21 protein-coding genes are annotated in these 24,431 nt (G+C 62.5%); 8 read left to right on the plus strand and 13 right to left on the minus strand.

Going from position 1 to position 24,431, the window contains the following annotated elements:
* Window positions 1-84: 84 nt before the first annotated feature.
* Window positions 85-435, plus strand: coding sequence for an HAD family hydrolase (locus tag ABH944_RS08570; protein ID WP_404605660.1), 351 nt, complete (start codon window positions 85-87; stop codon window positions 433-435).
* Between the two features lie 109 nt (window positions 436-544).
* Here ABH944_RS08570 and ABH944_RS08575 read toward each other — a convergent pair whose 3' ends face one another.
* From ABH944_RS08575 to ABH944_RS08600, 6 genes are all read right to left on the minus strand, one after another.
* Entirely contained in the window at window positions 545-1,996 is a 1,452-nt protein-coding gene (locus ABH944_RS08575) for an aldehyde dehydrogenase family protein (protein ID WP_404605658.1), read from the minus strand.
* 52 nt (window positions 1,997-2,048) lie between these two features.
* Window positions 2,049-2,492 carry a PAS domain S-box protein gene (locus ABH944_RS08580; protein WP_404605657.1) on the minus strand — a complete coding sequence of 148 codons (444 nt, stop codon included), beginning with the start codon at window positions 2,490-2,492 and terminating at the stop codon, window positions 2,049-2,051.
* A 100-nt stretch (window positions 2,493-2,592) separates the two neighbouring features.
* Window positions 2,593-3,843, minus strand: a complete 1,251-nt coding sequence (frc, locus tag ABH944_RS08585; protein ID WP_404605655.1) for a formyl-CoA transferase — start codon at window positions 3,841-3,843, stop codon at window positions 2,593-2,595.
* A gap of 105 nt (window positions 3,844-3,948) precedes the next feature.
* Window positions 3,949-5,703 (minus strand): oxalyl-CoA decarboxylase, encoded by a 1,755-nt coding sequence (gene oxc, locus ABH944_RS08590; protein WP_404605654.1) that lies wholly within the window; start codon window positions 5,701-5,703, stop codon window positions 3,949-3,951.
* A gap of 383 nt (window positions 5,704-6,086) precedes the next feature.
* Window positions 6,087-6,707, minus strand: a complete 621-nt coding sequence (locus ABH944_RS08595) for a nucleoside/nucleotide kinase family protein (RefSeq protein WP_404605652.1) — start codon at window positions 6,705-6,707, stop codon at window positions 6,087-6,089.
* A gap of 159 nt (window positions 6,708-6,866) precedes the next feature.
* Window positions 6,867-7,742 carry a sugar phosphate isomerase/epimerase family protein gene (locus ABH944_RS08600; RefSeq protein ID WP_404605651.1) on the minus strand — a complete coding sequence of 292 codons (876 nt, stop codon included), beginning with the start codon at window positions 7,740-7,742 and terminating at the stop codon, window positions 6,867-6,869.
* 325 nt (window positions 7,743-8,067) lie between these two features.
* Between ABH944_RS08600 and ABH944_RS08605 the strand changes: the two genes are divergently transcribed.
* On the plus strand, window positions 8,068-9,132 hold the full coding sequence (locus ABH944_RS08605) for a LacI family DNA-binding transcriptional regulator (RefSeq protein WP_404605649.1): 1,065 nt from the start codon (window positions 8,068-8,070) through the stop codon (window positions 9,130-9,132).
* A 45-nt stretch (window positions 9,133-9,177) separates the two neighbouring features.
* On the opposite strand, the gene ABH944_RS08610 is transcribed toward ABH944_RS08605, so the two are convergent.
* On the minus strand, window positions 9,178-10,086 hold the full coding sequence (locus tag ABH944_RS08610; RefSeq protein WP_404605647.1) for a pyridoxal-phosphate dependent enzyme: 909 nt from the start codon (window positions 10,084-10,086) through the stop codon (window positions 9,178-9,180).
* A gap of 150 nt (window positions 10,087-10,236) precedes the next feature.
* Window positions 10,237-11,148: a LysR family transcriptional regulator gene (locus tag ABH944_RS08615; RefSeq protein WP_404605646.1), complete on the minus strand. Its 912-nt coding sequence runs from the start codon at window positions 11,146-11,148 to the stop codon at window positions 10,237-10,239.
* Window positions 11,149-11,281: 133 nt separating this feature from the next.
* Here ABH944_RS08615 and ABH944_RS08620 point away from each other — a divergent pair, with 133 nt between their 5' ends.
* Window positions 11,282-12,217, plus strand: a complete 936-nt coding sequence (locus ABH944_RS08620) for an alpha/beta hydrolase (protein WP_404605644.1) — start codon at window positions 11,282-11,284, stop codon at window positions 12,215-12,217.
* Between the two features lie 97 nt (window positions 12,218-12,314).
* On the opposite strand, the gene ABH944_RS08625 is transcribed toward ABH944_RS08620, so the two are convergent.
* The 3 genes from ABH944_RS08625 to ABH944_RS08635 form a co-directional block, all read right to left on the minus strand.
* Window positions 12,315-13,355, minus strand: a complete 1,041-nt coding sequence (locus tag ABH944_RS08625; protein WP_404605643.1) for an AraC family transcriptional regulator — start codon at window positions 13,353-13,355, stop codon at window positions 12,315-12,317.
* A 7-nt stretch (window positions 13,356-13,362) separates the two neighbouring features.
* Window positions 13,363-14,247: an oxidoreductase gene (locus tag ABH944_RS08630; protein ID WP_404605641.1), complete on the minus strand. Its 885-nt coding sequence runs from the start codon at window positions 14,245-14,247 to the stop codon at window positions 13,363-13,365.
* A 134-nt stretch (window positions 14,248-14,381) separates the two neighbouring features.
* Window positions 14,382-15,386 carry an aldo/keto reductase gene (locus tag ABH944_RS08635; RefSeq protein ID WP_404605640.1) on the minus strand — a complete coding sequence of 335 codons (1,005 nt, stop codon included), beginning with the start codon at window positions 15,384-15,386 and terminating at the stop codon, window positions 14,382-14,384.
* Window positions 15,387-15,501: 115 nt separating this feature from the next.
* Here ABH944_RS08635 and ABH944_RS08640 point away from each other — a divergent pair, with 115 nt between their 5' ends.
* A complete protein-coding gene (locus tag ABH944_RS08640) occupies window positions 15,502-16,392 on the plus strand; it encodes a LysR substrate-binding domain-containing protein (RefSeq protein ID WP_404605638.1) in 891 nt (296 codons plus the stop codon).
* 30 nt (window positions 16,393-16,422) lie between these two features.
* Here the strand turns inward: ABH944_RS08640 and ltaE are convergent, their stop codons facing one another.
* Complete coding sequence (gene ltaE, locus ABH944_RS08645) at window positions 16,423-17,454, minus strand: low-specificity L-threonine aldolase (RefSeq protein ID WP_404605637.1); 1,032 nt, start codon at window positions 17,452-17,454, stop codon at window positions 16,423-16,425.
* A 382-nt stretch (window positions 17,455-17,836) separates the two neighbouring features.
* On the minus strand, window positions 17,837-18,139 hold the full coding sequence (locus ABH944_RS08650; RefSeq protein ID WP_404605636.1) for a hypothetical protein: 303 nt from the start codon (window positions 18,137-18,139) through the stop codon (window positions 17,837-17,839).
* Window positions 18,140-18,584: 445 nt separating this feature from the next.
* On the opposite strand from ABH944_RS08650, the gene ABH944_RS08655 reads away from it, so the two are divergent.
* The 4 genes from ABH944_RS08655 (at window position 18,585) to ABH944_RS08670 (ending at window position 24,429) form a co-directional block, all read left to right on the plus strand.
* A complete protein-coding gene (locus ABH944_RS08655) occupies window positions 18,585-19,796 on the plus strand; it encodes an AAA family ATPase (protein WP_404605635.1) in 1,212 nt (403 codons plus the stop codon).
* Window positions 19,797-19,923: 127 nt separating this feature from the next.
* Window positions 19,924-21,660, plus strand: a complete 1,737-nt coding sequence (locus tag ABH944_RS08660; protein WP_404605633.1) for a cobaltochelatase CobT-related protein — start codon at window positions 19,924-19,926, stop codon at window positions 21,658-21,660.
* Between the two features lie 114 nt (window positions 21,661-21,774).
* Complete coding sequence (locus ABH944_RS08665) at window positions 21,775-22,293, plus strand: MarR family winged helix-turn-helix transcriptional regulator (RefSeq protein WP_404605997.1); 519 nt, start codon at window positions 21,775-21,777, stop codon at window positions 22,291-22,293.
* Between the two features lie 6 nt (window positions 22,294-22,299).
* Entirely contained in the window at window positions 22,300-24,429 is a 2,130-nt protein-coding gene (locus ABH944_RS08670; RefSeq protein WP_404605632.1) for an FUSC family protein, read from the plus strand.
* Window positions 24,430-24,431 lie beyond the last annotated feature (2 nt).

The raw sequence follows: 24,431 nt of genomic DNA on the forward strand, positions 1-24,431 counted from the left end.
TGGATGGTTCTTTCTATCCTGTAGTTAAGCCACGCAGCAAACAGCACGCTGTCATTCCACGGCTAACTATGTATGGAGACGACCATGAACCGTTCACAAGCCACGATCGCCGATGCGCGCGAACTCCAGACGCAGCTTTGCGCCTACAACAGCGCCTTCGAAGAACTTGACCTGATGTTCCGCTGGGACGTCGAAACCCTTCAGTCGCTGGCGCACACAGCAAGCGATCAGGCACGCATCGCGCAGTACATCGAAATGCATTGCCCTCACCTGCTCAAGGCGTACAGCACGGAGTTCCTGTGCCAGGCCATCGTGGACAGGAAAAACGCGTATTACGAGGCGTGCCGCGCCACCAGCATCGCCCGCGCCGACGATACCCGCGGCGCGCGGATGTGGCGGCCCGACTGCGATACGCCGCATGCGGAAGCCGCCTGACGCGCGAATGTTCCAGCCTGAGGTCACGCCTCAGGCACTGCAACTCAGGCTGCAACTCAGGCACTGCAATTTCAAAGGGGGGCGGGTTAGTCAAACCCTCCCCCTTCCTTCATTGCGCCAGCGACACCCACACGCTCTTGGGCTCTGTAAAGTTCTCGATGGCCACGTCCCCATGCTCCCGGCCAAAGCCTGAATCACCCGAGCCGCCCCACGGCAATCGCACGTCCGTATAACCGTAGGTATTCACCCAGACCGTGCCTGCCTTGAGCGCTGACGCCATCCGGTGCACCCGGCCGATGTCCGCACTCCACACACCCGCAGCAAGGCTGTATAGCGTCCCGTTGGCGATGCGCACGGCATCGGCTTCGTCGTCGAAGGGAATCACGCTGACCACCGGGCCGAAGATCTCTTCCTGCGAGATGCGCATCTCGTGCTCGACATTGGCAAACACCGTGGGCTCGACAAAATAGCCGCGCTCGCCCCATCGTCTTCCACCCGACACCACCGACGCCCCTTCACGCTTGCCTATGTCCACGTAGTCGAGCACCGACTGCATCTGCTTCGCGGAAATGAGCGGTCCCATCGACGTCTCTTTCTGCGCTGGATCACCCAGCGTGACTGCCTTCGCGCGCTGCGCAAGACGTTCGACGACCTCGTCGTACACGGCTCGCTGGACCAAAACCCGCGAGCCCCCCGAACACACCTGCCCCGCGTTGAAAAAGATCCCCGAGGCGGCTGCGCGTGCAGCCTGATCGAGATTGGCATCGGCGAAAATCACGTTGGCCGACTTGCCGCCCAGTTCAAGCGTGACTCGCTTGAAGTTGACCGCCGCGCCCTGCAGGATTCCCCGGCCGACCGATGGCGAACCGGTGAACGTGACCTTGTCCACACCCGGATGCGCCACGAGCGCGTCGCCGACCACCGAGCCCTTGCCGGTAACAATATTGAGTACGCCCGGCGGTACGCCTGCTTCCAGCGCGAGACGGCCGAGCATCAACGCCGACAGCGGGGTCAACTCCGCGGGCTTGACGACCAGCGTGCAGCCGCAGGCAAGCGCGGGCGCAATCTTCCACATGCCGATCATCAACGGGAAATTCCACGGCACGATAGCCGCGACCACGCCGACCGGTTCACGCACGGTGTAGGTCAGCGCGTCCGGGCGCGCGGGCACCACTTGTCCATTGATCTTGTCGCACCAGCCCGCGTAATACGCGAGCGTGTCGATGGCAGCCGGTACATCCTGGCGCCGCACGCCGGAGATCGGCTTGCCGGCGTCCAAGCTTTCCACCGCGGCAATTTCATCCTGATGCGTGCGCATCAATTCTGCAAAGCGCATCAGGATCCGGCCTCGCTCGGATGCGCGGATCGCGTTCCATGGTTTCAACGCGGCGCGCGCAGCTTGCACCGCACGGTCGACATCAGCAGCGGTGCCTTGGGCAACGCTCGCTATCGGTGTCTCGGTCGATGGATCGATGATGCTGGAATACGCGCCGCCACCGGGTGGTACTGCTTCGCCACCAATCAGCAGCTCGTAACGTTTCACGTCCGCTTGGGCGGTCATTGTTGTCTCCTTTTACTGTAGTGCAGTCCCGCGCGCGGTCTTTGTATCCGGATCACGCGCCGGATTTTGCTTCAAGTTCGGCGAGGCGCTTGCGGAGGTTTCGCTCTTCAGTGAAGCGGCTGGTTTCATCGCGTATGACAGCCACGATGCCGCTGACACTGTGTTCCGGTCCCGCTGAATGCAGCAGCGCGACGGTGAATGCAATCGATAAGGACCGGCCGTCCTTGTGCACGGCCGGCACGCGCAGCACGTCGTGTCCGTAACGCGTCTCGCCGGTCGCCATGGTCTTTTCGTAGCCGCTCCAGTGACGTCCTCGCAAGCGCTCGGGAATGATGAGGTCCAGCGAATTTCCCAGCGCTTCTTCGGGCGTGAACCCGAACATGCGTTCGGCAGCGGGATTCCATAAGGTGATTGCGCCACTTGCGTCGGAGATGACGACCGCGTCGCCGATCACGTCGACCAGTTGCTTGAAATCGATGGGGGATTTTGGTTGCATGGCGCTATTCATGGTTGAAATGGCCCGGGTCTTTTTCTGGCCGCGCCGCGGATTCCCGTCAGGGCATCCGCGGCGCGGCGGTCTTGCGTCGGTGCTGCGTTTAAACGGCCTGTTTCTGATGCAGGTCGGCGATCTGCGCGCTGCTATAACCCAGGCTCTCGAGCACTTCGTCCGTATGCTCGCCCAGCAACGGCGACCCCGTGATCTCCGGCTTCATGTCCGAGAACTTGATCGGGCTGCCCACCGTGAGATATGTGCCGCGTTCCTTGTGCGGAACTTCAGCAATCGTGCCGCTTTCGCGCAACGAAGGATCGTTGGCCAGCTCTTTCATCGTCAGCACGGGCGCGCACGGAATATCGAACTTGCGCAGGATGTCCACGGCTTCGAACTTGGTCTTGTCGGCGAGCCATTCTTCGATTGTCTTGAAGATGTCGAAGATATGCGGCTGACGCGCGATCGCCGTGTTGTAGTTCGCATCTTCTATCCACTCGGGTTTGCCGATCGCACGGCAAATCGGCGCCCAGGCATGACCCTGGATCGTGAAGTAGATATACGCGTTCGGATCGGTTTCCCAGCCTTTGCACTTCAGGACCCATCCCGGCTGTCCGCCGCCGCCGGCATTGCCACCGCGCGGAACGACATCGCTGAATTCGCCGTGCGGGTATTGCGGATACTCCTCGAGGTAACCCAGCCGGTCCAGGCGTTGCTGGTCGCGCAGCTTCACGCGGCACAGGTTGAGCACGCTGTCCTGCATGGATACCGCGACCTTCTGCCCCTTGCCAGTCTTGTCGCGCCCGATCAGCGCCGTCAGGATGCCGATGGCCAGGTGCATGCCGGTGTTGCTGTCGCCCAGCGCCGCTGCGCTGATGGTCGGTGGGCCATCCCAGAACCCCGTGGTCGATGCCGCCCCTCCCGCGCATTGCGCGACGTTTTCATAGACTTTCAGGTCGTCGTAATGGTGGCCGTCGCTGAAGCCCTTCACGGAAGCCAGGATCATCTTCGGATTCAGTTCGCTGATGACGTGCCACGGGAAACCCATCCGGTCGAGCGCGCCCGGGCCGAAGTTTTCCACCATCACATCGGATTCCTTAATAAGCTTCTCCAGCACTTCCTTGCCTTCCGGCTTCTTGGTGTCGAGCGTCAGCGACTTCTTGTTGCTGTTGAGCATGGTGAAATACAGCGCGTCGACATCCGGGATATCGCGCAGTTGCGTGCGGGTGACGTCGCCCGAACCCGGACGTTCCACCTTGATCACGTCGGCGCCGAACCACGCTAGCAACTGCGTGCAGGCGGGGCCTGCCTGCACGTGCGTGAAGTCGATAATCTTGATTCCCTCGAGTGGCTTGCTCATGATTCCTGTCTCCTGACTCACTGGCTAAAGGTGGGTTTTCACTGATGTTCTGGCGGCGGCATCGGCGGCGTGTGTCTGCATTGCCGCCGATACCTTCCAAGCGGATTACTTTTTCATCGCCGTGCTTTGCGGATTCAGATTCGTCAGGCGGCCGCTCTCTGTGCCGGCGGCTTCATCGATAACCGCGTTGATGAGGGTCGGCTTGCCGGACGCAATGGCTTCCTGCAGCGCCTTCGTCAGCTCTTCAGGCGTGGTGGCGTGGTGGCCTACGCCGCCGAATGCCTCGATCATCTTGTCGTAGCGAGCGCCCTTGACGAACACGGTCGGGGCGACGTCCTTGCCGCCGGTCGGGTTCACGTCGGTGCCGCGATACACGCCGTTGTTGTTGAAGACGATGGTGCAAACCGGCAGGTCGTAGCGGCAGATGGTTTCGAGTTCCATGCCGCTGAAACCGAACGCGCTGTCGCCTTCAATGGCAACGACCGGCTTGCCGCTCGTGACCGCCGCGCCAATGGCAAAGCCCATGCCGATACCCATGATTCCCCAGGTACCCGAATCGAAACGCTTGCGCGGCTCATACATGTCGATAATGCTGCGGGCGTAGTCGAGCGTGTTCGCCCCTTCGTTGACCACGTTGATGTCCGGGCGCGTCTTCAACACGTCGCGGATCGCGCGCAGTGCGCTGTGGAAATTCATTGGCGACGGGTTCTTGGCAAGCGTCGCGGCCATCTTCTCCAAGTTCTTGTTCTTGCGCTCGGCAATTGCACCCGTCCACCCGGCAGAAGGCTTCGGGAAGCTGGCATCCATGCCGCCGAGCAGGGCCGACACACAGGAGCCGATATCACCGATCACCGGCGCCGCGATCGCGACGTTGCTGTCAATTTCCGTCGGCGAGATGTCGACCTGGATGAATTGCTTCGGTGCGCCGCCCCACGTCTTGCCCTTGCCGTGCGACAGCAGCCAGTTCAGGCGTGCGCCGATCAGCAGCACGACGTCGGCTTCCTGCAGCACGAACGAACGCGCGGCCGATGCCGATTGCTCGTGGGTATCGGGCAGCAGCCCTTTTGCCATCGACATCGGCAGGTACGGAATGCCGCTCTTTTCCACGAGTTCGCGAATCTGCGCGTCGGCCTGGGCGTAAGCCGCGCCCTTGCCGAGCAGGATCAGCGGACGCTTCGCGCCCTTCAGCACGTCGAGCGCACGCTTGACCGAGTCAGGCGCCGGAAGCTGGCGCGGCGCGGCGTCGACCACGCGTACCAGGGATTGCTTGCCCTTCACGGCGTCGATGGTCTGCGACAGCAGTTTCGCCGGCAAGTCCAGATAGACGCCACCGGGACGGCCCGACACCGCCGCACGGATCGCACGCGCAATGCCAATGCCGATGTCTTCCGCGTGCAGCACGCGGTACGCGGCCTTCGCGTAGGGCTTGGCAGCGTTGAGCTGATCCATTTCCTCGTAATCGCCTTGCTGCAAGTCGACGATCTCGCGCTCGCTGGATCCGCTGATCAGGATCATGGGGAAACAGTTGGTGGTCGCGTTGGCCAGCGCCGTCAGGCCATTCAGGAAGCCCGGTGCAGAAACCGTCATGCAGATGCCCGGCTTTTGCGTCATGTACCCGGCGATAGCCGCCGCATTACCCGCGTGCTGTTCATGACGAAAGCCGATGAAGCGCATGCCTTCGGCTTGCGCCAGGCGCGCCAGGTCGGTAATGGGAATGCCGACCAGCCCGAAGATCGTGTTGAGGTCGTTCAGCTTCAGGGCGTCGATGACCAGATGAAAACCGTCGGTCGTCGCGGGTGTTTCTTGCTTCGCTGTCTCGGCTGCAGTGGCGGTCTGCGGGTGGTTCAGTACTTCTGCCATAACGTCTCTCCTCCTTGGCGGGTGTTGTTTGATTTGTGATATACAATATTCCACACACAGTATTAGTCAAGCGGATTTGTTTGATGCATCGAATGTGGTGCGGTGCGATTGACACGGAAATGCTGGCGCACCGGCAGGTTTGACGTTTTTTTTGCTGCGATGCGATGAGGGGTGTTTGAGCGATGCCGCGAGTTTTCGCGGCAGAAGGCCGGGCAAACGGGGACCGTGGTGGAGGCGTGCGGCGCAACCGTTTGTCGCGCCTGCCGAGAGGGTGGGTTTACCCGCGCTTAGTGGCGGATGGCTGCGTTTGAATCGTCAATCCGCGCTGGATTGACGAGGTGATTATCTGCCTGAAATATTGATGTTCCCTGCGATCACACGCTCTATGACGTCCATTGAAAAACCAGATCGGCGCGCCCGCGGGTTGACTCGATCAGCGCCGCGTTGACCTCGTCGGTTCGCTGGACCCATTCTCTGGCGGCGTCTTCATCGCGGCCAAACTGCACGTGGCGCGCAATGAGCCGCTGCACACGCAATTGCGGATCGACATCGACATACCAGGCTTCGTCGAGCAGAGGCCGAACCGCCTTCCAGTGGCCTTGCTGCAGCAGCAGATAGTTACCTTCGGTGATCACAAGCGGCACGTCCGGCATGACCGGAATGGCCCCGGCAATGGGCTCCTCGATCTCCCGGCGAAACGTGGGAGCGTAGATCAGCTCGTTGTCACGTTGCGCGCGCAGGCGCTCAAGCAATGCGGCGTAACCGGCGCTGTCGAATGTATCCTCGGCGCCCTTGCGGGACGCGCGGCCCAGACGTGCGAGTTCGACGTTCGCAAGATGAAACCCGTCCATTGGCACGACCACCGCGCGGCCCGGCAGTGCCTCGAGAATGGCCTGCGCCAGCGTTGATTTGCCGGCGCCCGGTGCACCCACCAGCCCAAGGATACGGCGCTGGCCATCCGCCACCAGCTGATGCAGTCTCGCGAGAAAACGGTCTTCGATCATCGGCACAATCCGGTTTGGGTTTGTTTATTGCGGCGCACTTCGCCGGTCTTCAAGCAGTTGGGGGTTCGCCGCGAAACGAAGCAAGGACGTGGACGCTGCAAGCGCATGACCGCAGAGGTGCCATGCCTCGCGTCCTTCCAAGCCCCAGCCGGAATCCTGCTAATGGTGCACCCTGGCTTTAGCCGCAGCATTGATGCCGCCGGCCATGAACGTCCGCGCATGAGTGGCGAGATCCATGCTGTCGTCCCACAGGTTCCGCCAGATCGCCAGCGCGTTTGACAGTTGTTCGTTCACGACAGTGGATGAGAAGCTCTCGAAGGTGACCACGCCCTCATAGCCGATCATCGATAGTGCGTGAAAGAATTGGGCAAAATCAATAGTGCCTGAGCCCAGATAACCCCGGTTACTTTCGCCAATGTGGACATAACCCAAACGCTTGCCGCATGCCAGCACCGGCTGCATAAAGTCGGATTCCTCAATATTCATGTGATAGGTGTCGAGGTGTACCACCACGTTGGGCGCATTGACTTCATCCAGCATGCCGAGCGCTTGTGATGCCGTGTTGAGCAGGTTGCTTTCGTAGCGATTCACGACTTCGAGGCCGAGAGTGACATCCTTCTTCAACGCGAAATCGGCAATCCGCTTGAGCGAGTCAACCGCGTTGCGCCTTCCTTGAGCGGTGAGCGGTGCGTGGTACTTCGCCATTGCACCGTAGAGAATGCCGCCGAAGTACTTGCCGCCAAGTTCCGCCGTAATGCTGACGCCCTCTTCCAGTAATGCCAGGCCACGGGCAACCGACTCCGGGTTATCGCTGGATACGTCCGCATCCAGCGTAAGCCCACGCGAACACCCGATCTCCAGGCCGTGCTCCTGGAGCAGGTCACGCGTAAGCGCCAGGTCCATGACCTTGGGCCCGTGGAGCGAGAGCTCGACCAGATCAAAACCCGCTGCCTTGGTCTGGATGATGACCTTGCGGGTCGACTCCGGCGTCAGGTCGCCGGCCCATACCAATGCATGAACACCGAGCTTATTCATTGAGTCACTCCTCCGGTAGCGGTCCCGCATCTGCGGACCAAAAACTGAAAATAACCGCGTGCCTATGTTCAACGCAGGGACATCGCGGCAAATAAAATGCGCTTCGCAAAGCGTTGGCAAGGTGCTGGTTGGCCCCCGCGCACCCAAAACCGCTGGTCACACCGCTAAACTTTAGCGACTTGCTAAATCCATTCAGCTAATAATTAAACCGATGCTGAATCCATTTAGCACCATGATCAATTATCGAATACCCTAGTATGGTTTCCGGCCGAAGCAGGTCAGCCTCCGGGTGACGGCGCAACCCAATTGACAGGGAAAAACTCAGATGGTCCGCAGCAGTAAGGGGCGTAAATCCACGATCTACGATATTTCGGAAGCAACCGGCACATCGGTCACGGCGGTGAGCATGGTGCTGAACGGAAGTTGGGCGAGATATCGCATCAAGGAGGAAACCGCCAACCGCATTCTGGAGAGCGCGCAGCAGCTCGGGTACAACGTCAACATGCGCGCCCGGGGCTTGAGGCTTTCCCGCTCCGGGCTCGCCGGCATGATTCTTCCGCACTATCGCAATCGTTTTTTTGCGGGCCTCGCGGAGACCTTCGAAGAACAGGCGAGAAGCCGCGGTTTGTGTCCGATCGTCGTCAGTACCCAGAGGGATCCGGCGGTCGAGGCAAGCGTCACCGAGACGTTGCTGTCGCAACGGGTCGAAGTGCTGTTTATCGCCGGCGTGCTCAACCCAACGCCGCTTAACGCACTGTGTGCGGCAGCGGGCGTGACTTGCATCAATGTCGACCTGCCCGGTGCCGGCGCGCCGTCGGTGGTGTCGGACAACCGCGGCGGTGCTCGCGCCCTGACCGAGGTGTTGATCGATAAAATGAAAGCGCGCGGTGGTGCGCCCGAAGAGCTGGTTTTCCTTGGCGGGGTGGCCGGCGAATACGCAACGGAGGAGCGCATTCTCGGCTTCCGCGACGCGTTCGAGGCAAGGGGAATCACCCCCGCGGCCAATGCAGTGGACTGCTGCGGATACAACGCGTCCGTTGCCCGGCAAGCGCTTGCTCGTGGCTACGAGAGCCTGGGCAAGCTGCCCTCGGGTTTGTTCATCAACTCGATCACCGCGTTCGAAGGGCTGGTGCAGTTCACGTCGCAACTGTCCCGGGACGCGTTGCAATCGACGGTTGTCGGATGCTTCGACTGGGATCCCTTTGCCGCCCATCTACCGTTTGAAGTGACGATGATGCGGCAGGACGTGGATAAAATTATTTCGGAGGCCTTCGCACTTGCCGATAACCATGAGACCGCGGCGAATCACCCGCTGATTGTCGTGCCGACGGGCTTCGGCGACGTGATGGACGAGGACGATCCGGCGATCAGACACAAACATGACCGGTGAACGTTGCGCCGGGTTTTTTGCACAGCGCATGCCCGGCGCGAGCGATCAGCCCGCCCAGTCCGCCACCATCCGCGCATCGACGCTGACTCCGCCGCACACCACGATCACCACGTCGTGGGCGCCGGCAATCGCCGGATGATCGAGGTAAGCGACAGCAAGCGACACCCCGCACGCCGGTTCCACGAGCTGCCTGTGATCATCGGCGAAACGGGTCACGCCCATGATTGCGTCGGCATCCGGCAGCACAACCGACTCGTGCGGAAACTGCTTGATGGCGTCGACCGGCCAGCTCGCCACTTGAAGCGCAGCAAGCGACTTTGCGATGCTGTCGATGCGATCCAGTTTCACCGGATGCCCCGCATCGAGCGCCGCGCGAAATGATGCCGCGCCCGTCGTCTCGCACGCGATCACACGACAATCCGTGCGGCCATTGCGCAGCAAACCGGTCAGGATGCCCGCAAGCAAACCGCCCCCACCCACGCTGGCCACAACCGCATCCACTTGCGGCAGGACAGTGACAATCTCGTCGATCATCGTGCTATGGCCTTCCCACAATACGGGGTGATCGAACGCGGGCACGTACTCGACTTCATCGGACGCCGAGAGTGCCAGCGCATGTTCGTTCGCTTCGTCCCAGACATCGCCATGCACGATCACCGTCGCGCCGAGCGCGGCAATCCGCTTGCGGGTGCTTTCGGGCGTTGTGGAAGGAACCACGATCTCCGCCTGCATGTCGAGCAAGCGCGCCACGAACGCCGTCGCAAATCCAGCGTTGCCGCCCGACGCACAAACCACGCGGCGCTTGCCGGCTGCTTTCGCCTGCGAACACAGCAAGCCCATGCCGCGCATCTTGAATGAGCCGCTGGGCTGCAGGTTTTCGAGCTTGAGCCAGATGCGGCGCGTGGACGTAGACAGTCCGGGATGCAGGATCAACGGGGTTTCGATGTGAAGCAAGATCGGTCCTTTCAAACGGGAATTCTGGGACCAGCGCGCCGGCATGACGACCGTGGCTGGATTTGAATGTCATAGTTTATTGCAGGCCGGGGGGTTTCTCCGGTTCACGTATCGGTTGAACACGGAACGCCGGCGCCGTTGAATCCCGACTCAGCGTAGTGGCTCCGTCAGCGCCGGAGCGCCGGCCAGGATCTCCACCAGGAAGTCGATGAACACCCGGACCTTGGTGGGCAAGCGGCGGCCTGCGGGGTGCACGGCGCTGATGGCCAGCGGGCCGGGGGCGTAGTCGGCCAGCACGACGCGGACCGCGCCCGAGGCGATCTCGGGCGCGAACCCCCAGGCCGGGCTGTGAGCAAGGCCCAGGCCTGCGAGTACCGCGGCGCGGACCTGTTCGGCGTCGGCGGTACGGAAGTTCGCCCTCGGGTGATGCAGGATGGTCCTCGCCCCATCCCGGAACTCCCACGGCAGCGGCTCGTGGAGCGGAGCGAAAATCAGGCAGGCGTGGTCATCGAGGTCGGCAGGGGTCAGCGGCACGCCACGCAACGCCAGGTAGGCCGGCGTGGCGACAGTCGCAAAAGGCGCCATGGCGATACGGCGTCCGATCATGCTCGAGTCGGTGAGCTCGCCGTTGCGGATCGCCAGGTCGACACCTTCCTCGATCAGGTTGATGTTGCGCCCGGAGCCGGTGAGCTCGATGGAGATGTCCGGATAGCGAGCGAAAAACTCGGGGAGGCGCGGCACTATGTAGAGCCGCCCGAACACCGGGGCGACAGTCACCCGGACCAGGCCGGACGGCGCGGACTGGCCGTGCCCAACCAGGGACTCCGCCGCGTCGAATTCATCGACCACCCGCAAGGCGGATTCGTAGAAGACCTGGCCGGCGTCGGTGAGAGTCATGCTCCGCGAGGTGCGGCGCAGCAGTTGCGCACCCAGGTGGGCTTCGAGGGCGGCAATCTGTTTGCTGACCGCCGACTGGCCTACCCCGGCCTCCCGCGCAACCGCCGAAAAGCTGCCGCGTTCGACCACGCGGACAAAGAGACGCATTGCGTCGAGCCGATCCATAGAAGGTTCCCAATACTTCCTGTCAGGAATGGATTCTATTCCGGAAACCGGACTTCCGTGCCAGACGGAAATGGATGATCCTTTCGCCAGACGCGGCCGGAAGTGTCCGGCCCCAAGACCAGAGGGAAGCGCCATGACCACCGCCACCAAGACCACCTCCATTGAGACCCGGCACGTTCTGTCTGAAGACGAGCGCCAGATCGAGCAGGCCGTGCTCGCCGGGATCCACCAACTGTTCTCGAACCCCACCGGCAATCAGCGCGAGACCTATGACACGATGATCGCCGGTACGCCGATCGCCGATGGCGCCACCCTGGAAGCCGTCGACCGCGACGGCGTCAGCGGCTGGTGGGTGCGCCCGGCCGGCGCTCCGGCCGACCGCGCGATCCTCTTCCTTCACGGCGGCGGCTACATGCTCGGCTCGGCCAAGGCGTATCGCGGCCTGGCCAGCCAGGTTGCGGTCCGCGCGGGCGTGGCGGCGTTCGTGGCTGACTATCCACTCGCGCCGGAGCAGGTGTTCCCGGCCGCATCCGAAGCCGCCGCCGCGGTTCGCCGCTGGTTGGGCAGCCAAGGCCAAGGTATTTCGCAGGTCGCGCTGGTCGGTGACTCTGCGGGCGGCGGCCTGGCCCTCAGCGTGTTGGGCGATACGGCGACAAACTCACCGGCGATAGCGTCCATCGCAGTCTTTTCGCCCTGGCTCGATCTGGCGATGACCGGCGCCTCGGTCACCAGTCCTGACGTCCACGACCCCATCTTCATTCAGCCGGAAATGCTTGGAGGGCCCGCCGCGGCTTATCTCGCAGGCGCCGATCCGAAGGACGGCCGGGCGTCGCCGCTCTACGCCGTGCCCGAGGTCCTGCCGCCGTTGCTGATCCAGGTGGGCAGCGACGAGATCCTGCTCGACGACGCGCGGCGCTACGCGCACGCGGCGGCGGACAAGGGTGGCGAGGTGCAGCTCGATATCTTCGAAGGGCTGCACCACGTGTTCCAGGGCGCAACGAGAGATTTGCCGGCTGCGCGCCGCGCGCTCGATGCGGTCGCGGCATTCCTGAACCGTCACTGGGCGTAGCGCGACGCGTCCAGGAGCGCAGCCTCAAGATTCCCCTAATCGGCGATGAAGCTTCATGGCCGATTAGGGGCCAGCATCACCTGATCAGCATTCCGAATCAAACGACGGGTTCCGAAAACAGCCGGTGACGGCCCCCGCCTTCATTGCCTCGCCATCGCTGAGGCGTCATCCCTTCCCACTGGTTAAACGCCCGGGAAAACGAGTTGACCTCTTCAAAGCCCAGGAACCACGCGATCTCGCCGGCTGCGAGATCCGTACTGCCCAGCAAGCGCCGAGCTATCCGGCTACGCACGCGGTCCAGTTGTTCCTGATAACTCGTTCCATCGAGCGCAAGCTTGCGTTGCAGCGTTCGCGTGCTGATCCCCAGTTCACGCGCCAGCGCCTCAACGCTCGGCCGCTGGCCGCGCATGCTCCGTGCGAGAACGGTATCGACGTGATCGGCGAACGTTTGCTCGCGGGCAAGCGCAGCCAGTCCGGCATCGAGTTGCGGCACCACGGCGGCAAGCAAATCGACGTTATGCGTCACGAAAGGCAGTGTAAGACTTGCCGCATCGAACACCAGCACGTCGTTCGGGGCATCGAACACGATCTCGCAACCATAATGGCGCGCAAACATCGCCCGGTTGGCCGCCCGCCGTGTCAGCTCCACGCGACGCGGTTTAACCGCCACGCCCGATCCGCGCCGCGCCATTGCCAGCGCTGACGAGAACATGGCGTCCGCCAGCAGGTCGGGGACAAAACCCTCGGCCAGCAACCAGCGGAATGTCACGGCCGCCTCGTCACGCTGCACGGTGACCACCACCTCCTCCGGACAACTCAGCCGCTTGTAGCGCGCAAGCTTCTCCAGCGCCTCGCCGAAGTTGGCCGAATGCAGCGCGACGAGCGACATGGCGTCGAGTTGTCCGTGCGAAGTTTCAGCACCAATGCGCAAGCCGATGGCCGGATCGCCGCTCACCTGCGCGATAGCGTCCCACAGCGCGAAGTATTTCTGCGTCGTCAGCCGCAGCCTGCCCGGCTCGCCATTCACCGCCGCCGGCACGGGCAAGCCTGCCGCGCGGAACGTGCGCGGCACATCCACGCCCAGCGCCCGCAGCCGTGCGAACAGCGTGTGACTGACCGGAACGCCATCGGTTTTCATACGCTTTTCAGTCCTTGACAGGTTCCTTCACGATCCCGAGTTTATCGGCCAGCCCGCGCCATTCGGGGGCGTCGTCAGCGTCAGTCGACAGGCTCACGTTACGCCACCTGGCATCCGCCGCGCCGCGCGCTTCATGCACTTGCCCCGCGATATGCACCGCGTCGCTGCCGAGCAGCAATCGCAGCGGCGCTTCGTCCAGTCCCGCAATGCCAAGGATGGCCTGCGCGGCTTTCGCGGGATCGCCTACTGGCCGATGTGACGCGCGGTATTCGAGCAAGGGCGCAATGCTCGCCACGTAGTCCGGCCCGGGCGTGTGGATGGTCATCGACGAGCCGGCCCAATCCGTGCGGAAGCCGCCCGGCTCCACGATCGTCACCTTGATCCCGAGCGGCGCGACTTCCTTCGACAGCACCTCGGAGAACCCTTCCACTGCCCATTTCGCAGATTGATACGCGGCGAGGCCGGGCGAACCGACGCGCCCGCCTATCGATGAAACCTGGATGATATGGCCGCTGCGCTGCGCGCGCAGGATCGGCAACGCGGCGCGCGTCACGTTGAACACGCCGTAGAAATTGGTTTCCATCTGCGCGCGGAAATCGGCGTCGTCGCCTTCCTCGATCGATGCGATGTTGCCATAACCCGCATTGTTGACAACGACATCCAGACGGCCGAAAGCCGCCACGGCCTGCTGCACGGCCGACTGTGCCGACCTAGGGTCGGTCACGTCGAGTGCGACGGCGCGCACGCGCTCGCCATACTGCTCCACGAGCGCGGCGAGATCCTCGGGACGGCGCGCGGTCGCGATCACTCGATGACCCGCGGCCAGGACGGCCTTGGCCAATTCCTGGCCGATGCCGCGGGAACTGCCCGTAATAAACCAGACTGAAGACATTGAGGTGCTTCCTTTAATGGTGAACGAAAGGTGCTGCGTTCACCAGATTCTAGGAGCGACCTCCTTGCGGCACTAATCCGATCGCGCCAACTTGCAATCGGATCGCGCCAACGCCGCGAGTCTGACGGAAGCCGTTAGCCGTGGCGTGTCTCGCTGTCGAGATGGGCCATTTGCGCGGCCGCATAACGGTCGCCGGCTGCAGCGCCCTTCGGCACGGCGTATTCGATGGCACTCAGTTCGTCCGGCGTCAACACGACATCCAGCGCCCCCAGCGCTTCGGCCAACCGGTCGCGCCGCCGTGCGCCAACCAGCGGCACGATATCCGCGCCCTGCGCCGCGACCCATGCAATCGCAATCTGCGCGACCGACACGCCCTTCGCTTCCGCAATCCGCCGCAACGCTTCGACCAGTTGCAGGTTGCGCTCGGCATTTTCGCCCTGGAACCGCGGGCTATGCGCGCGGAAATCGTTGCCGGCCAGATTTTGCGTCGTCTGCCAATGGCCGCTGATCAGCCCGCGCGACAACACGCCGTAAGCCGTCACGCCAATGCCGAGTTCACGGCACGTCGAGAGAATATCGCCTTCGATGCCCCGGGAAATCAACGAGTACTCGATCTGCAGATCCGCTATGGAATGCACGGCTGCCGCGCGCCGGATCGTCTCGGCGCCGACCTCGGACAGCCCGACGTGACGCACGTAACCCGCCTTCACCATGTCCGCTATCGCGCCCACGGTGTCCTCGACCGGCACATTCGGATCGAGCCGCGCGGGACGATAGATATCGATGTAATCCACCCCGAGGCGCTGCATTGAATACGTCAGGAAGTTCTTCACCGCAGCCGGCCTCGCGTCATAACCGACCCAGCCGCCGGCCGGATCGCGCAGCGCACCGAATTTCACACTGATGACGGTGGAATCGCGCTTCGTGCCCTTCAGCGCTTCGCCGATCAACGCTTCATTGTGGCCGCTGCCGTAGAAATCACCGGTATCCAGGAGCGTGATGCCGGCGTCGAGCGCGGCGTGGATCGTGGCAATGCCTTCGTTCCGGTCGGCCGGTCCGTACATGCCGGACATGCCCATGCAGCCAAGTCCAAGCTCCGATACGCGCGGTCCGGTCGCGCCGAGTTGCCGATAGTTCATCTCAAGTCTCCTGGGTCGGGCGTCGCGTCATTGCGAGCGTTCGAGAGAGTATGCGAGGCGTTTTGCCGTGCGACAATCCGGCCTTCACAGCACGGGCTGTACGAAAAAACGCACAATGAACGATCCCGATCTCTCCGATCTCAGCGCCTTCGTTGCCGTCACCAAGGTCCGTAGCTTCAGGGCTGCGGCGCGCTTGCGCGGTGTGTCGGCCTCCGCCTTGAGCGAGGCGATTCGCCGGCTTGAAGCCCGGCTCGGCGTGCGTTTGCTGAATCGCACCACTCGCAGCGTCACGGTCACGGAAGCCGGCCAGCGCCTGCTGGAACGGCTGGGACCGGCGCTCGGCGAGATTGCCGGCGCGCTCGACGCAATCAACAGTTTCCGCGACAGCCCGACCGGCACCTTGCGCCTGAATGTCCCGAGCATCGTGGCCATGCACGTGTTGCCGCCCATCGTCGCGCGCTTTCTCGCGGCGCATCCGGGCATCACGCTCGAGGTGGTATCGAACGATACGTTTATCGACGTGCTGGCAGCAGGTTTCGATGCCGGCATTCGCTACGACGAACGTATCGAACGCGACATGATCGCCGTGCCAATCGGCCCGCGCAGGCAGCATTTCATGGCGGCGGCCGCGCCGGCTTATTTTGCGGCGCACGGATGGCCTGAACATCCTCGCGATTTGCTGGAGCACGCATGCATCGGACATCGATTTGCAAGCGGCGTGCTGGCGGCCTGGCGTTTCGAGCGCGCTGGCGAACAGGTTCGGTTCACGCCGAACGGACCGTTGGTGGCGTCGGTGATCGAGCTTGAAGTAGGCGCCGCCACAGCCGGCCTGGGCATGATCTATACGTTCGAGGAGTTCTTGCGGCCAGCCATACAAAGCGGCGCACTCGTGCCCGTGCTGCACGAGTGGTGGGAGAATTTTTCAGGGCCGTTTCTGTACTACCAGAGCCGCACGCATATGCCCGCACCGCTGCGCGCGTTCATCGATTTTATTAAACAGGATTGAACCCGCGAGGATTGAACCCGCGCGTGGCAGTTACCGTCCGGAGAAAAACGCCCGAACCGCCGCCAGTGCGTTTTCAACCGCCGCGCGGTCCACATCCAGATGCGTGACCCAGCGCTGTTTGGTCGCGCTATACGTCGACGTGATTCCAATCCCACGCGCCGCCAGATGCGTCTTGAAGTCATCGGCAATCGTGCTGTCCACTTCCACGAACACGATGTTCGTGTCCGGCGTCGTGACTTTCAATTGCTCGAAGGCTGCCAGACCTTTAGCCAGCGTTGCTGCATTGGCGTGGTCGTCGGCGAGACGCGCCACGTTGTGCTCCAGCGCGTAAAGTCCGGCCGCGGCGAGAATGCCGACCTGCCGCAAACCGCCGCCCACCATCTTGCGCGTGCGTCGCGCCTTCGCGATCAGCGGCGCGCCGCCGACCAGCACCGAGCCAACCGGCGCACCCAAGCCCTTCGATAAACACACGGACACCGTATCGAAAGAGCGGGTCAGGGTCGCCACCGGCGTATCAAGCGCGGTTGCCGCATTGAAGATACGCGCGCCGTCGAGATGCGTGGCAAGGCCATGCCGACGAGCCAGCGCCGTCGCGGCTTCCATGTACTCCAGCGACAAAACCTTGCCGCCGATCGTGTTCTCCAGCGCCAGCAGCCGAGTGCGTGCGTAATGCGAGTCGTCCGGTTTGATCGAGTCTTCGATCTCGGTCAACAGCAGCGAGCCGTCCGCCTGATTGTTCAGCGGTTGCGGCTGGATGCTCCCCAGCACCGCCGCGCCGCCCGCTTCCCAGCGGTAGGCATGCGCCTGCTGCCCGACGATGTACTCGTCGCCACGCCCGCAATGCGCCATCAGCGCGACCAGATTCGATTGCGTGCCCGACGTCAGGAACACAGCCGCTTCCTTGCCAAAACGCTCGGCCATCACGGCTTCCAGTTGCGTGACAGTGGGATCGTCGCGGAAAACGTCGTCACCGACTTCCGCGGATGCCATCGCGGCACGCATGGCCTGACTGGGTCGCGTGACGGTATCGCTGCGGAAGTCGTGCTGGATCGGGGTGCTCATTGCAGCTCCTGGTAGGTGGAGCGGGTATTTTGCCATCGCGGGCTGGAAGGTGGCGTGCGAGCGAGTTGGCAGATCAGGCTTCCACCGAGGATATGTGATCTGGTTTCGAGCCTGAAGGTGGCGCAAATCTTATCTAAATTTCATTAAATTCTTTAAAATTCAATAACATATCGAATTTATTTAATCCAGAACAACATGTTTTATAGTTTTTATGCATAAAATCAATTACTTATGAACTATTTCTTCAGTTAATCATTAACAAGAAGTAGCTCGTGAATCCTGATCTGCGGCATCGCCATGGGGCCGCCCACCCGCAGCGGCGTGCGCCCTGAAGCTCATCGAATTTCCGGACGCCGCGCTCCAGCCAACCTCTCGATCACGCTCAGCTATTGGTTGCCGGCAGACTAGTCGCAGCCTGCTTCGGCTTGCAGTCCGTATTGTATTTATCGATAAGCCGCTCGCGAGCTTGCGTGATATCGAGCGAATAATTGTCGATCGCCGGCCGGTAGCCCACCGACTCAAGCTCCGTCAGTTCGCGCATCAGCGCACGATGCGTGACCTCGCCGTGCGCGGGTTTAAACGGATAGGCGTTGCATTCGCGCGGAGTAAGCGGGTTCGAGGCCATTGCGCACGCGCTGGCCAGCATCAGTCCAAGGGGGAATGCGAGTCTGAAAGGGGTATTCATGAGTGTCTCCTTGAGTTTGTCATATCGCCTTGAGAGGCAACGAGTACCGGGCTGTTGCCGAGACTGCGCTTTCAGAATAGGCAGGCGGATTGTCGTTTCCGCCTCGCTTGCGTGAAGGTTTTGTCATACGGGGGAGATTGAGGGGCGCCGGATAGACGATTTTCTTTTGAAAACTGATACTTATAGCGTTTTTATGAACAAATTTCGAGATCACCTGGATTGACGAATTTTCTCAAAAAAATTTATTAAATATCCGTTATTTACCATGTTTTATTAAACTAGTTTATAGCTATCGAAGACATCAATATTTACTCTTGACCACCCATCGTTCCAACCCCAAAAAATCCCCCGACACCGCCTCAGTCGCACTGAGTCATAGCCCTCGACCGTGTAAAGTTTCGAACATTCAGCCTCACTCATTCACCCAGCCCATGCCCGCAAGCCAATGAACGCGCCCGAACCGAAGTTGCAAGACGATCCTCACATTGGCCGCTACGAGCGCTCGACGGGACAGGCCGCAGAGTGGTGGCAGGTGACGCTCTCCGACCGGCCGCAGATGTATCGGATTGAACATGGCTACGGCGACGGGCCGGCCAATATCGATACGGTCGTCGACCTCGAAAATCTCAAGTCGAAATTGCAAAAGTGGCACCGGGAGGGGTTCTTCCGTCCGGGCGATCCCGCGCTTGCGCCGCTGCCGGCTGCGGGAAGAACGGGATTTCTGAAAGAGCTCCGGCACGCCGCGAGGCAAGCGCCGCAAGGCGCGACGCCGGATTCAAACGAAACCACCACGGTAGTCGGCCCGGTAAACATGCCTGTCGGCCAGCCGGGTCCGCTCGTGCCGCGCCTGAACCCCGCGTATCTCTTTCCCGAGCGTTTCGGCGACATCCTTCAGGACATCGTGGAGAACCGGCGCGTACTGCTGATCGGCCATACCGGCGCGGGCAAGACGAGCCTGATCGAGCAGGTCGCGGCGCGTACGCAGCACGGCGTGCTGCGGGCGAACATGAACGGCCAGACGACCATCGGCGATTTCGTGGGTTTCTGGACCGTGAAAGGCGGTGAAACGCTCTGGGTCGACGGCGTCCTGCCAACCGCCATGCGCGAAGGCCTGTGGCTCGTAGTCGATGAAATCGATTTCGCCGAACCCTCGATACTCGCCGTTCTCACTGCCGTGCTCGAACCCCACGGCCGTTTGCTGCTGAAGGAAAAGGGCAACGAACTGGTACCGCCTCATCCGTCGTTCCGGCTGTTCGCAACCGCAAACGCGGTCGGTGCGATGAGTGTGTACCGGCATCTGTATCAGGGCGCCAACCTGATGAACGAGGCGTTTCTGGATCGCTGGCGCGTGTATCTGATGAACTACCTGTCGCCCGAGGAAGAGGCCGAAGTGTTGATGCACACGCTAGGGAGCCGCTTCACGCGGTCGATGGCGCAAACGCTCGCGGCAATTGCTGCCGATTGCCGCGCGGCGTTCGCCCGCGAGGATCTGGCGAGCGCGTTCTCGACCCGGCGCCTGCTCGACTGGGCCGACCTGATGCTGCGTTCCGGCGACCCGGAACGCGCCGCCGGCCCGGCGATCTACGCGAAAGTGAGCGCCGAGGACGCCGCGCTGATCCGCAGCATCATCCGGCATCACATTGCGTTCGACGAATGAACAACGTGCTCATGCGCAATCCCGCCAACGTTGCGCGATCTTGCCCGAGCGCAAGCGCGGCTTTCACGCCAGCCGATGTGGAAAACGGCGTGAAGCGCGAGACCATCGTGTCTTACAGGTAACCGACGTGTCCTTCTCCGTTCTCGCCTATTCAGACGCGACGCACGCCATGCTCGGCAAGATGGCGCGCGTGCTGACGGGCCGATACGGCGTGACAGTGTCATTCGATGCAACCGGACCACGCGTGGAACGCGACCGCATTGTGCTGCCGGAAATCCCGCCGGACGCTCCCGGCGCAATCAATCTGGACGCGCTCACGGGTCAGCTCGACTTGCTGGTGGCGCGCTCGAAATACTCCGCAATCAGTGAAATCAGCGCGCTCAATGCCGGCCCGACCCGGCAGATTGCACAAGCGATTGAAGACCGGCGCGTCTGCGATCGCTTGTTCAACGACTATCCGGGCGCACGCGGGTATGTTGAGAAACTACATGAACAAACGGCCCGAAACACCCATGCACGCTGGCCGACGCTGGCCTGGCGCGACAAGCTGATCTGGTTCATCGAACGCGCGCTCTGGGACGAGGCGCCCGACGTGACCGAACGAACTCCGTCCCTGATCGCGACACTCGGCGCCGTGAGCGAACTGCTGCAGGCCACCCGTACCAGCCGTTCGACTGCTGAAAGCGTGGCGGGCGCGCGAGCTCTCGTGGCACGGATCAGGTCGCTCGCAGCCGGCGACGTGAACACAATGATGTTTTCCGCCGATGCCGACGAAGCCCTGGACGCCGAGCAGGTATCGGCCGATCCGGATGCGCTGGATGCCGCGGCGTCGCAGGAAATGTCCGACGCAGCGTCTTCTGACGCCGCCAGCCTCGCCCAAGCGCCGTCCGATGCCGCCTCGGAAGCTTCCGAAGCAGAGGCGCCGGCCGCGCCGATGACCTTCGATATCGACATGATCGATGGCCGCCCTCGTCTGTCCATTCCGCTCACGACCGAATTCGATCTCATCACCGACCTCACCGGCCTGGGTGACGCCGGCGCGTGGCGCAACCTGCGCGCGCTCGCACGCGCGGAAACCGCGCCGCTGACCGCACGCCTTGAACGTGCACTGAAAGCCGATGAGCAGACGCACTGGAAGCGCGAACAGGAGCGCGGGGAAATCGACCGGCCGGCGCTGGCCAAGCTGGTGATATCGCCGGGATACAGGACGCCGTTTCGCGTCAAGCGCACGACTGAAGGGCGCGATGCCGCCGTCACGCTGCTGATCGACCGAAGCGGCTCCATGGCCGGCGGAAAGATCGCCCTCGCGAGGCTCTGCGCCGCCGCACTCTGCGACGCGTTGATGCAGCTTTCGTTCAAGTGCGAAGTGCTCGGCTACAGCTCGGTCGAATCCCCGGAAATGCGCGCACTTTATGAGCAGAAGCTGGCCGAAGGCGTGGATTTGAACCGTTTCAACCGGCGCGTCGAACGGCTCGACCTGCAGGTCTACAAGCGTTTCGGCTCGAATAACCCGGTGGGGTTGAGCGCGATCGATTGCGGTCACGAGAATCCGGACGGCGAAGCGCTGGCGTGGGCCGCCGGGCGCCTTGCCGCACAACGCGCCGGCAGGCGCATCCTGATGGTCCTCTCCGACGGGTATCCCGCCACCGGTGACGGCCATCCGGTGATATTGCGCACCGACTTGCGGGCACGTATAGACGAGATCGCGAACTCGGGAATAGAACTGATTGGTATCGGATTGCTCGACGACGCCGTAGAAAAGTTTTATGCGCATAACATCGTCGTGCGAAAACTCGATGAACTCCCCACGATGGCGTTCACGGTCCTCAGCAAGCTCCTGCTCCAGCGCGGCCGCACGCATTAGCCGCGCTGTTCGCCGCCCTCGCCTCGCTTGATGCGCCTCGCTTCATTCGCATCCCGCCCCAAAAATTAATTCAATAGCTTGCTAACGAATTGTTGGCGAAATACAATGCGCGCCATGCCAGAAATCGATGTCCTTCGCCAATCCGTCAGCAGTGCGCTCGTCATTGCGGCGCGCCAGTGGCGGCGCACGAGCCAAGGGGTTATCGCCGCCTATAACGTCTCCGAGGCCTGCGCGACGCCGCTCTTGATCGCGGCGCGGCTCGACGCGCCCGTCCGGCAGGTTGCGCTCGCGGAGTTGACCGGAATCGAGGGACCATCGCTGGTGCGTCTGCTCGACCAGCTGTGCGCGGCCAACCTCGTGCGTCGCGACGAAGATCCCGACGACCGGCGCGCGAAGATCATCTCGCTCACCGACGAAGGCCGCTCGGTGACCGCCAAGATCGAGAAAGAACTGATCGGACTGCGCGCCGGTGTGTTGAACGATGTGACCCGCGAGGACCTGGAAGCGACCCTGCGGGTATTCGCCGCGTTTAAACTGGGCGCGTTCAGTCAAACGCAACCGGCTTCAGCACCCGCGTCACACCAGGGCCCTGGCATCGGCCCGACCGACACCGATACGGAAGAAGGCGTCTAGCGCACCATGACGTACCCCACTTCGCGCGACTGGATATTTTCGGTCAAGACCTTCGCGGCTTCCATGCTGGCGCTGTATATCGGCCTCAAGCTGGAACTGCCTCGTCCTTATTGGGCGATGGCGACGGTTTATATCGTGTCGAATCCGTTCGTGGGGGCGACGCGTTCCAAGGCGCTGTATCGCGCGCTCGGCACCATGATCGGCGCATCGGCCGCCGTGCTGTTCGTGCCGCCGTTCGTGGAGTCGCCCTACTGGTTCAGCGCGATAGTCGCCTTGTGGACGGGCACGCTGCTGCTGCTCGCCATCTCGGACCGCACCGCACGCAGCTACGTGTTCATGCTGGCCGCGTACACCATGCCGCTGATCGCACTGCCCTCCGTGATGAACCCGGCGGGCATCTTCGACCTGGCTGTCACACGGACCGAGGAGATCCTGCTCGGCATCGTGTGTGCGAGCGTGGTCGGCAGCGCCATACTGCCAAACCGCCTTGCGCCAACGCTGATCGAGCGGACCGACGCCTGGTTCCGCGACGCCGCTTTCTATGCCAAGGAAACGCTCTCCGGGCGGATGGGCGGCAAGACCATTTCAGCGTGCAGGCAGCGGCTCGCGGTCACCGTCAACGCGCTCGAATTCCTGCTGAGCCAGCTTGCCTACGACCACACCCGGCCCGACATACTCGCGCGGGCGCAGGCGCTGCGTGGCAGGATGCAACTGCTGATGCCGATCATGTCGGCAATCAGCGATCCGCTGGCCGCGTTGTTCAACGGTCAAAACCCGCCGCCACCGGGCCTCGAACCGCTACTCGCCGATATCGTCACATGGTTCGATGAACCGCTCTCCGCGCGCACTGATGCAGCGTCATCCAGCAACGCCAATAACGACCCCAAGGCCGACGCCCTGCGCAACCGGATCGCGAGCCTGCAACCGGACCCGGACCGGCTGCGGACCTGGGAAGGCGCGCTGCTTTCGAACACCCTATGGCGCCTGAAACAACTCGTCGATGTCTGGCAGGATTGCCGCGCGCTGCGCGTGATCATCACGCACGAACACGGTAGCTGGCGGCCCCGTTACCGGCATTGGCGGCTCGGCGGCACGCAGCAGTACTTCGATCGCGGCATGCTGCTGTTTTCGGCGGGTTCCGCCGTACTGGCCATTTTCATCGCGTCGAGCCTCTGGATTGCATCCGGCTGGAACGACGGCGCGGGCGCGGTCACGCTGGCCGCGGTGGCGTGCTGTTTCTTCGCCGCCCTCGATGAACCCGCACCCCAGGTATTCGCGTTCTTCACCTACACCTGTCTTGCCGTGGTGCTCGCCGGGCTGTATCTGTTCGTCATCCTGCCGACGGTGCACGACTTCCCCATGCTCGTGATCATGTTCGCGGTCCCCTTCATCCTGATCGGCACGCTGATCCCGCGCCCGCAATTCAATCTCGCGACCATGCTGACAGCCGTGAATACCGCCACGTTCATCAGCATCCAGGGAACCTACGACGCGAACTTCCTGACCTTCATGAACAGCAATCTGGCGGGACCGGCAGGGTTGTTATTCGCCTTCGTCTGGACCCGCGTGACACGGCCGTTCGGTTCCGAACTGGCAGCGGCCCGGCTGATCCGCTCGGGCTGGCGCGACGTGGCGCTGAGTGCATCGACCCGGCCCGTCGACGATCAGAAAAATCACACCGCGCGCATGATCGACCGTCTCATGCAGGTCATCCCGCGTCTGGCCGCCAGCGACGACCAGCGGCATCCGTCCATCGAAAGTTTTCGCGACCTGCGCATTGCCTTCAACTCGCTCGATCTGCGGCGCTTGCGGCGGCGACTGCACGACGCCGATCTTGCGTCGGTCGATCGCGTGCTGGAAGGCGTGCGCGCGTATTTCCAGCAGTGCGTGGAGCGCGGCGTGCGTCAGCCGGTACCGGCGAGCCTGGAAACGGATATCGATATAGCGCTGGAACGCATGACCCGGCGCGGCGGCGCGGTGCAGGCGGAGGCGGCGGTGGAAGCCGCGCAGCCGGACCAGACGGCGCCCGGCCGCCAGATCCGCGATGCATTGCATGCGCTGGTAGGCATGCGTCTGTCGCTGTTCCCGGACACGCTCGCGGCCGCGTTGCCGCCCCAACCGGGACCTGCCGCATGACG

It is taken from the genome of Caballeronia udeis, assembly GCF_044909315.1.
Lineage (GTDB): Bacteria > Pseudomonadota > Gammaproteobacteria > Burkholderiales > Burkholderiaceae > Caballeronia > Caballeronia udeis_A.